This window comes from Thaumasiovibrio clandestinus (genome assembly GCF_047250365.1).
Classification (GTDB): domain Bacteria; phylum Pseudomonadota; class Gammaproteobacteria; order Enterobacterales; family Vibrionaceae; genus Thaumasiovibrio.
This window is the reverse complement of sequence record NZ_JBLBVL010000025.1, coordinates 20,327-29,580: the sequence shown is the minus strand read 5'-3', so window position 1 is coordinate 29,580 and position 9,254 is coordinate 20,327. Positions and strand designations below refer to the sequence as shown.

General features: G+C 43.6%; 8 protein-coding genes, 1 other RNA gene and 1 pseudogene. 7 read left to right on the top strand and 3 right to left on the bottom strand.

The features are described 5' to 3' along the window. Positions 1 to 182: pseudogene (locus ACKLNH_RS19675) on the bottom strand (coniferyl-aldehyde dehydrogenase); the annotation flags it as partial. 359 nt (positions 183 to 541) lie between these two features. Next, the gene (locus tag ACKLNH_RS19670) at positions 542 to 1,978 is read right to left on the bottom strand and encodes a phosphatidylinositol-specific phospholipase C domain-containing protein (RefSeq protein ID WP_413113970.1); all 1,437 of its coding nucleotides are present in this window, start codon (positions 1,976 to 1,978) and stop codon (positions 542 to 544) included. Positions 1,979 to 2,216: 238 nt separating this feature from the next. Between ACKLNH_RS19670 and ACKLNH_RS19665 the strand changes: the two genes are divergently transcribed. The 7 genes from ACKLNH_RS19665 (at position 2,217) to ACKLNH_RS19635 (ending at position 8,538) form a co-directional block, all read left to right on the top strand. Further along, positions 2,217 to 3,437, top strand: coding sequence for an extracellular solute-binding protein (locus tag ACKLNH_RS19665; RefSeq protein ID WP_413113969.1), 1,221 nt, complete (start codon positions 2,217 to 2,219; stop codon positions 3,435 to 3,437). 105 nt (positions 3,438 to 3,542) lie between these two features. Then, a complete protein-coding gene (locus ACKLNH_RS19660) occupies positions 3,543 to 4,409 on the top strand; it encodes a carbohydrate ABC transporter permease (protein ID WP_413113968.1) in 867 nt (288 codons plus the stop codon). Then, complete coding sequence (locus tag ACKLNH_RS19655) at positions 4,409 to 5,221, top strand: carbohydrate ABC transporter permease (RefSeq protein WP_413113967.1); 813 nt, start codon at positions 4,409 to 4,411, stop codon at positions 5,219 to 5,221. The genes ACKLNH_RS19660 and ACKLNH_RS19655 overlap by 1 nt, the downstream gene beginning before the upstream one ends. Continuing rightward, positions 5,221 to 6,285: an ABC transporter ATP-binding protein gene (locus ACKLNH_RS19650; protein WP_413113966.1), complete on the top strand. Its 1,065-nt coding sequence runs from the start codon at positions 5,221 to 5,223 to the stop codon at positions 6,283 to 6,285. Before ACKLNH_RS19655 ends, ACKLNH_RS19650 begins: the two co-directional genes overlap by 1 nt. Beyond that, complete coding sequence (locus ACKLNH_RS19645) at positions 6,275 to 7,072, top strand: MBL fold metallo-hydrolase (protein ID WP_413113965.1); 798 nt, start codon at positions 6,275 to 6,277, stop codon at positions 7,070 to 7,072. The genes ACKLNH_RS19650 and ACKLNH_RS19645 overlap by 11 nt, the downstream gene beginning before the upstream one ends. A gap of 92 nt (positions 7,073 to 7,164) precedes the next feature. Beyond that, positions 7,165 to 7,482, top strand: a complete 318-nt coding sequence (locus ACKLNH_RS19640) for a helix-turn-helix domain-containing protein (protein ID WP_413113964.1) — start codon at positions 7,165 to 7,167, stop codon at positions 7,480 to 7,482. Between the two features lie 129 nt (positions 7,483 to 7,611). Next, positions 7,612 to 8,538, top strand: coding sequence for a type II toxin-antitoxin system HipA family toxin (locus tag ACKLNH_RS19635; RefSeq protein ID WP_413113963.1), 927 nt, complete (start codon positions 7,612 to 7,614; stop codon positions 8,536 to 8,538). 214 nt (positions 8,539 to 8,752) lie between these two features. Here ACKLNH_RS19635 and ssrA read toward each other — a convergent pair. Then, positions 8,753 to 9,121, bottom strand: a transfer-messenger RNA (tmRNA) gene (gene ssrA / locus ACKLNH_RS19630). Positions 9,122 to 9,254: the final 133 nt, after the last annotated feature.

Sequence of the window (9,254 nt, the reverse complement as noted above, 5' to 3'; positions counted from 1 at the left end):
CCTCCGACACTTAGTAGAATTTCTGTGGTAAGCGTATCAAATTCACTGCGGTAACCATAATATTGTTGCAATGCTTCATAGATGAGCTGCTCATTGGCAAGGATTGATGATTGTAGTTTTTTAAGCACTGCGACACGCTGCTGATAAGTTGGAGCAGGATTCTGGTTATAAGCACTTTTCATGACGGAAATGCGGCGTGATAGCTGAGTTGGAGATATATTTTCTGTAATTGACCTCTTATTTCTCTTTGACGTGAGCGAGAGTCGTTTTACAGCGCCAAGGAATCCATTATCGCTCAGTGGTTCTGAATTGGGGGGGCGTCGTGCATTGACAGTGTGGCCGCGCTTTATTAAACAGCACTATGCTATCTACGTAAAACCTGAAATGGAATGAGCGTTGAGTTTAAACTCTGAAGCTTGAACTAGGGCAGGTTAAAAGCGCCCCACAGCCGATGTTTGTGAGGCGTTCTACCTTGTTTGGTGTAAATAATGATTAGTTTGGAATAAATTGCAGTGCTGCTCATTGAGCAATGCAGATAATACTAGTAATTACGCCAATCAATAAAACTTGATTCAACGGGTATAAGGCGCCAATTTTGATCCGGCACCCCCAAGCGTTGATAGGTAAGTACTTCAGCCCCAGCCGTTGTCGATCCTCCAGCTACAGCCATCGTATAATTTTGATTTGAATTTTGTAATAACATCCCACCATTATCACCAGTTAATGTCCATTTTTGTGTTTTCTGAGTTCCACAGTTCCACAATAATACTCTCTTATTGCCAACTGATTTACCTTCAGGGTCCAAACAATATGACGGGTGATGTAATGCTCTTAATTGAAACTCATCACTATATAAGAATACTTGATGCTTATATCCGCCACCGCCGCATGGCCACTGTACGATAGATGTGCCATTACTTGTTCCAGCCCCAGACACATCGACACAAAGATTACTTTTTACATTCTGTATCATAAAGTGGGTAGGCATTGAGTTCCGTTTGCCATTGAGAGGAATCTTATTTCCATGAGTACTTGATGTTTCACGGCTGATCATTGTTGCCCCCCAGCCGACGGCTTGCATCATCTTATCATAGGGATTAAACGCATTCTCGTCCCCCGACCAAATTGCCATTAACTGATTGTTTTTGCTGGCTTCTGCTGCCAGCGTGGCCCAGAACTTCCCATCGCTGGTATTACCACAAATAACCCACTTATTATTATGCGAATACGAGCCGCCGCTAAATCCATTAGCATAATTATTCGCGCTAAAGTGCTCAGGAGCTGTTGCCTCAGGGCAGATAAATAGCGGCATGTTATCGCCCCCGACAGTGTCAATCATCCTTGATTGAGTCTGATTCTTCGACCCAATTGGTCCGGCAAGCCCAAATACAATAATTTTCCCTCTTAGCTGCCCTAATTCTGGCCAGCCAGTATTCTTAACGCCTTCACGTAAGCTTGCATATCCAGTGTAGCTTTTAAGGTTCTTGGGCTTATATAGCTTACTCCCAATCACAGATTCAATATTAGACACCATTAGTCGATGGGCCCTATCATTCCACATAGGCGATATAACGAAATCTTTCATATCCAGTTGAAGTGTTATCACATCATGATTTGGATTGCTGTCACTCCAGACTTTTATATCCTTTAAACAGTCAATAAACTCTTTACTACCACTACATTTGTTGCTCTTTGGGTTTGTATAGCTATGAGATACATATATTGTTTCATAGCCAGGTTTAGGGAATACATCTAGTTCTATTGCACGGTATCCTTTATTCAATGCGTCACCCAAAGATGAAAATTTACTATTCTCAAACGTATTATGTGGCCGAGACCAATAAGCGTCATTGTATTTAACGGTATCGTTTAATCCTTCAGCATACCAATTCCATGCCGCCAGTGCTTGTGGTGACATTGTTATAATCATGGCAAGTATCATTACAATAATAGTATTTGGCCAAGTTTGCGTTTTCATTCTTCCTCCTGAATTAATATAGAACGCGAATGAAATATTAATAAGAGAATGATTGCATTTTGGTGACCGTAAAATTAAACCTGACCAGCATTCATACAAAGCAGGAGGTATAACCTCGTTAGAGTCTGGTCACTGTTAGGTCACATTTCCGTCACGAAATTCACATCTTTTGAATTTATATTGGTTGGCATTGAATTGAACGCACGTGCAAATAAACTTACATACAAGGACATTCGTTATGTTTAAACGAACACTCGTAGCGGCAGCACTTCTCAGTATATCAATGACATCAATAGCATCAGAATTAGTCATCGCAGGTCGTGATAGCAGCTACGGACAAGCACTTCAGCACATTGTGAATGAGTACAAGAAAGAAAACACTGACGCTAACATCACGCTTGTTCAACGGCCGAGCAGCGGCCTGTACGAAAGTATTGTGCTGTCTATGCGCGAGAAAACAGGCAACTATGATATTGTTTTGATGGATGACACTTGGGCGCCTGAATTTCTAACCAATAATTGGTTAGCTCCTCTTTCTAAAGCCATTGAAGACCCTGACTTTGTAAAAGCTCCCTTTGATATCGGTCGTTACCCTGATGCAACAGGCAATGCCTATGCCATTCCGATGGTTGGCAACGTGGCGATGTTTGCTTGGAACAAAGCGGTATTCAGTCAACATGGTTTGTCAAAACCACAAACATGGTCAGATGTACTATTTGCAGCTGCCAAGATAGACAAGGATACAAATAAAAGCGGGTTGGTTTTCCGTGGCGTGAAAGGCAACCCTATCGTCACAGGCTTCTTACCGATTTTATGGGGTTATGGTGCTGACGTCGTTGATGGTGAGGGTAATGCGACGCTCAATACGCCAGAAGCGATACAAGCACTAGAGGCCTTTTTAGCAATGAAGCAATACGCACCTCGTGGTGTTGATGTTTACAACGCCGATGAAGTGCGTAACTCCCTGCAAAAAGGCACAGCTGCAATGGCGATTGAAGTGTGGCCAGCTTGGGTTCCTAACTTGGACAACCCTGAGTTATCAACAGTCGTCGGTGATATGGACATTATGGCGCCACCAGCAGAAGTCGGCTCACCGTCACCGATGCTCGGTATCTGGCAACTTGCCGTACCTGCCGACTCTGCCAATAAGCAGGCAGCCGAGAACTTTATCGCCTTTGCTACCAGCCCCGCGATTCAAAAAACATTAGCCCTTGATTATGGTATGCCACCGACGCGTCAAAGTGTGTATCTTGATGATGCGGTAACCGCTAAATACCGATGGTACCCGCAACAGGTTGAAGCGCTAAAAACAGGCAAAGCTCGCCCTCGCATTCAAAACTGGGCCGAAGTAGAAAGTATCTTAGGTGATTTTTTACAAATGGCGATGATGGGGCAAATGACAGCAGAACAAGCACTGAAACAGGCTCAACGCCGTATCAGCCGTACTATCAAAGTATAGGTAGCATCGTTCAGTTACTGAATCGGTAGTAAATCAACCATTCGCTATTAAAACGGGCTCTGGCAAACACATTGCTGTGTGTCAGAGCCGATATCAGGTTTTACTATGCTATTTGAAAATCGTAAACAACTGACGTTGCTGCTATCACCAGCGTTGATTCTTTTAGGTTTGTTGACACTGTACCCCATCGCGACCGTATTAATTAATGCATTCAGCGATGTTGACTATGTGAATAAACAATATCAATTTGTTGGTTTGGCCAATTTTATTGAATTATTCGATGACTTCTTTTTTGTCAGTGCCATAAAAAATACCTTCGTTTTCACAATTGTCGCCTCAACCGCTCAAGTATTATTAGGCTTATGGCTGGCGCTACTATTTAATCGTCAATTCCCTGGGCGCCGTTTTGCTCTACCCATTATTATCTACCCAATGATGCTGTCTACTTTGGTTTGTTCCTCTATTTGGCGATCTTGGTATCACTACGATTTTGGCTTACTAAATAGTGTCCTTGTAAAAATAGGCCTACCTGCGATGGAATGGCTATTCGACCCCAATCTTGCGCTCTACGCCATTGCATTAGTCGACACTTGGCAATGGACCCCTATGGCCTTTCTGATCATTCTTGCGGGTTTGCAGTCTATTCCTAAGGATATTCACGAAGCGGCAATGGTTGATGGTGCGAAAGGGTTACGCTCCTTTGCTTACGTCACATTTCCTTTAATTCAAAAACAACTAATGCTGGCTATGCTGCTCCGCTCTATTGATACCTTCAAGTTGTTCGACAAGGTCTATGTCATGACTGGCGGCGGACCAGGTAATGCCACAGAGACTCTGTCGATGTTTGTTTATAAATATGGCTTTCGTTTTTTTGACTTGGGAATGGCAAGCGCTGCAGCTTTAGTTATGCTCACGATCTCTATTGTCATGACCGTGTTCTACGCAAAAAAAGCTGTAGGGAGTAAAAAGTAATGCCTCGCTATTTGCATCTTTTCCTCGTTTACTTGGCCGTTGGCCTGTTCATGTTGCCCATTATTTGGATGTTTGGTACCGCCTTTAAACCCGAAAATGAAATCCTAATGGCTAGCACTCAACTTTTCCCAAGTGAAATTAGTTTTGAATCCTTTTCAAATTTATGGGGAGGGAACGTCATAACTCTCGTCGTAAACACTGTCGTCATTGCGCTATGTGCAACTGCAGTCTCTTTAACGATCGCCTTTTTCTCTGCTTATGGATTAGTACGCTATTCGTTTCCAGCAAAGCTCGATAGCGTATTTTTATTATTGGTTTTAGTTATCAAAATGATGCCACCTATTGTGGTTGCAATCCCGCTGTATTCACTCATGAACCAAATCGGCCTGCTCAACAGTAAGCTGGGACTGATTTTGTCGTATCAGGTTTATACATTGCCATTCTGTATCTGGATGCTGCTTGGTTTTATTCGTGACATTCCACTCGAAATAGAAGAAGCGGGCTCTATGGATGGTGCGCACCTGTTCAAGCGATTGGCCTATATTGTCTTTCCGCTATGTGCTCCTGGTTTGGTCGCAACGGCAATTTTTTCGATCATCTTAGGTTGGAACGAGTTTTTGTTCTCACTGCTATTTATCCACACACCGGATAAATTCACTATTCCTTTATTCATCTCAAATTTCATGACCGAAGATGGCACAGCATGGGGGGAGCTAATGTCGGTTGGCATCATTTCATCGCTACCAATGCTTGCACTGGCAGGTTATATGCAGAAGTTTCTTCTACGTGGTTTCTCTATGGGGCTTAAATAATGACTAAGTTAACAATTAAAAATCTTTCGAAAGCCTACGGCGGCCATGTTGTCATGCCTAATATTAATTTGACCATCAATAACGGTGAGTTTGTCGTATTTGTCGGTCCTTCAGGCTGTGGAAAATCAACACTGTTAAGAATGATAGCGGGCCTTGAGTCAGTTACTAAAGGTGATATTTCGCTCAACGGAAGAAGGCTAAATCATGTTCACCCTTCAGAGCGTGAAGTCGCAATGGTTTTTCAGTCTTATGCGCTTTACCCACACATGGCAGTGAGAAAGAACATGGCCTTTCCACTAAAGATGGCTGGTATGAATAAAAGCGTTATTGATCACAAAGTTGCAGAAACCGCCAAGAACCTTCAGCTTGAACCTTACCTCGAGCGCTTACCGGGTGCGCTATCTGGCGGGCAGCGACAGCGCGTTGCTATTGGGCGAGCCATTGTTCGCGACCCGGAACTCTTTTTGTTTGATGAGCCCCTATCAAACCTAGATGCTAAGTTACGGGGTGAAATGCGTATTTATCTAAAGCAACTCCACCAGCAGCTTAATTCAACAATGATTTATGTTACCCACGATCAAGTTGAAGCAATGACACTGGCAGATCGCATCGTTGTATTAAACCAAGGGAACATTGAGCAAATTGGTACGCCAGAAGAATTATATTTATGGCCCAAAAATCGCTTCGTTGCTTCGTTCATTGGCACGCCAGTAATGAACTTTCTAGAAGGTACAAATCAAAACCAATTATTCCATATTGGGCTATTTAACAGTACAAATACGATTGCTTACAACGGCCCGATAACACTGGGGGTTCGACCAAATCAAGTCGCGGTCGACCATGTTCATTTTGATGCAAAAATGTCTGTTGAGGTTATTGAACCACTCGGTCATGCACGCCTGTATTATGGCTATATTGCTGGGCAGAAATTTACCATCGAGTCGCAAGAGCTCTTTAAGGTTGGCGACGAGATCCCAATTAGCTTATCGCAATCAACTCAACATTGGTTTGATGTTAATGATCATCGTATAGACAACGCAAGCGAGGCGTTAAATGCTGCTTAATATGCTTGGCTGTGGAGACGCCTATGACAGCGAAAACACCAATGCCTCAATGCTGGTTACGCAAGACAACTTCACCTTATTAATTGACTGTGGGCCAACGGTTCCACAGGCTTTTTTTGCTGAAGTCATCGCCGGATGTACCGACAAACACGTTGATGAGGCAGGGGCGCATAAGCCTTGTATGAATGAAGATACCATTGACGCGATTTACCTGACCCATGCCCACCCAGACCATTGCCTAGGGCTAACAACCCTTATTAATTGGATGAATGCCAAAGGCAGAACGAAGCCACTTGCCATTATTGGCCAAGCAACACAGTGGTCTGTTTTTGAATCGTTATTACTGTTTGCCAGTTGGCCACAAGCCAGCCTTAGTTTTGAATGTAAATGGATGGATTCACTCACAATCACTGATATTGGCCCATGGTCGGCACAAACAAGCCCTACTCTGCATGCTGTTAGCAATCTCAGTCTTTATCTTAGCAATGATCGACATGCTTTCTTTTATTCAGGAGATGGGCGATTGACTTCGGAAGGCGAAGCGCTAGCGATTCAAGCAGACATTGTTTTTCTTGAGTGTGAATACCTACTCTCACATGAGAGCCACGGTGCTTGGCAAGATATTTGTCGACTCCCACTTCTTACTAAGACGCATTGCTTTCTTTACCATATAGATCCGCAATGTCGCGCTAAACTTAAGCTCCAATGTCAATCGAAGCCAAATATCTCTGTCGCGAATGACGGTCTTCGCCTTTCTTTAGCATCCCACCTTCACGGGAAATATTGATAAAACAACTTTAAAGTTGTTATTGGGTCTCTGTACAACTAACATGTTGTTAATGAGGTTTCGAACAACTTGTAGGTTGTTTGGTGGGGAGAATGAAAAGCTTAGAAGAAATTGCAACCTTGCTCACTGAGCAGCGCAGAAAACTCGGTATCGAGCAAAAAGGCATGTACATGCGGATTGGTATGAAGCAGCAGCAATATCAGCGCATTGAAGCGGGCAGTGATGTTAAGTTGTCGACCTTGCTGAGAGTACTGGAAGGCCTTGATTTGGAACTCTCTATTTCTCCTAAGGGAAGAAAAGAGCTGCCAGTTTCAGCAGATAGTGCTTTTCAACACAATCCCCAGAAAAGAGATGAACTGCAAGACGATGTTGATGATCTCGGTTTTTGGTTTGGCTCTGAGGACAAATGATGACTAAGTAGATGGAAATGGTTGAAGGTCTTAATATTCAACTGCATGATATCGATGTCGCGGTTATTGCTCATTATGTTGGTGGAAAAAACATTCTGACTTTCAATCCTTGCCTATCTTGGTTCCAATTTGCCGGGAGCCATTATCGCCCGGCCAATAAAAGCAGGGGACTTACCTGATTGGGCGTTAGAGCAACGTCTGTCGACAGAGCCTCAACAGATTGATGTTAAGCATGCCGATACGAAGTTTTCATTGGCTGGTGTACAGATGAAGTTCTCGTCGTCTCACGTGGATGGCCGTTACCATATCGATCAGGAAATCTCTGCGGATATGTGGATTGTCAAAACACCATCGACGGTTCACAAAGGTGTACCTGTCAATGAGTATACCTGTATGAAGCTGGCTGAAGCCGCTGGGGCAGACATTCCGGAAGTACGACTGATCGAACTTAGCGAACTGGAAGGGTTACCAAGCATCCGACTGCCTGATGAGCAGTACGCCTACGGTATCAAGCGGTTTGATCGCAGTAACGCTGATCGTATTCATACTGAGGACTTTGCACAAGTTTTTGGCCTCTATCCCTCAGACAAGTATCAAAAAGTCAATTATGAGCAACTTGGTAATGCGCTTTATCGAACAAGCGCAGAGCGACTGAAGGATATTCAACAAATGGCAAGAAGACTGCTTATCAATATCTTGTTAGGCAATGGTGACGCCCACTTGAAAAATTGGACGCTTATCTATGGGGATAAGCAATCTCCTCGTTTATCCCCGTTGTATGACGTGGTATTTACCTCACCATATATCGAGCACGACAGCCTTGCTCTGAACATGGTAGGTACTAAGCAGTGGTTTGAAATTACGATGGATCATTTCGAAACATGGGCAGCCAAAGTGGGGGCTCCGTGGGTTGCTATCAAGCCTCATTTACTGGATGTGATGAGCATAGCCCGAGAGCAGTGGCCTAAGTTGTTGGAAGAGCTTCCGATGATGGATGAGCAAAAAGTAGCCTTGAAGCAGTATTGGCGTTCGCTAAATGCAGACTTTGTGATTTAAAAGTATGGCGGTAAACGATGATTAAGCGATTAGAATTAGTAGTTTATTCACTAGATTGAGCTGCAGAGTATTTTCGAAGATGAAAGCCCAGCTTTACTGAGGAATAGATAGCGCATGTTTTAGTACCTGATGTCAGTACCAAACAGCCAATTTATAGAATGTATAAATACAAAAAGGGCGATAACTCAATGAGTTACCGCCCTTTCCAAACGTTTGGTGGAGCTGGCGGGAGTTGAACCCGCGTCCAAAATCAGTCTAACCAATGGCGCTACATGCTTAGTTTGTCTTTAATCTCGTTAGTGCACTGCGAACAAACACGCCATGCAAAAACATACCAGAATTATAATTCACGGTTCACCTCTCTAGCCAAAGGTTCCCTCGCTATCTTGTTTGGGTTTGAACCCCTGTTATTCCCCGTCTTACAAGCGGAAGCTAGGGCAGGAGCGCTCTCAGCAGGGTATTAAGCTGCTAGTGCGTAGTTTTCGTCGTTTGCGACTATTTTTTTGCGGCTTTTTACGTGGCCAACCGCCCCACGGCATGCTCCACAAGCCTTCGTGATCCTGTCGAATCCTGAATCAGCCCCAGAGTTCTTTAGATGCTAACAGAAAAAATGCGTGCGTCAATCTATTTAGAGGTCTTTGCTCGCATTTGGTGCACTTTTGAGCATATCAACGTTGTTTCTTAATTATCCGTAGTGAGAAAATTATAACATCAAG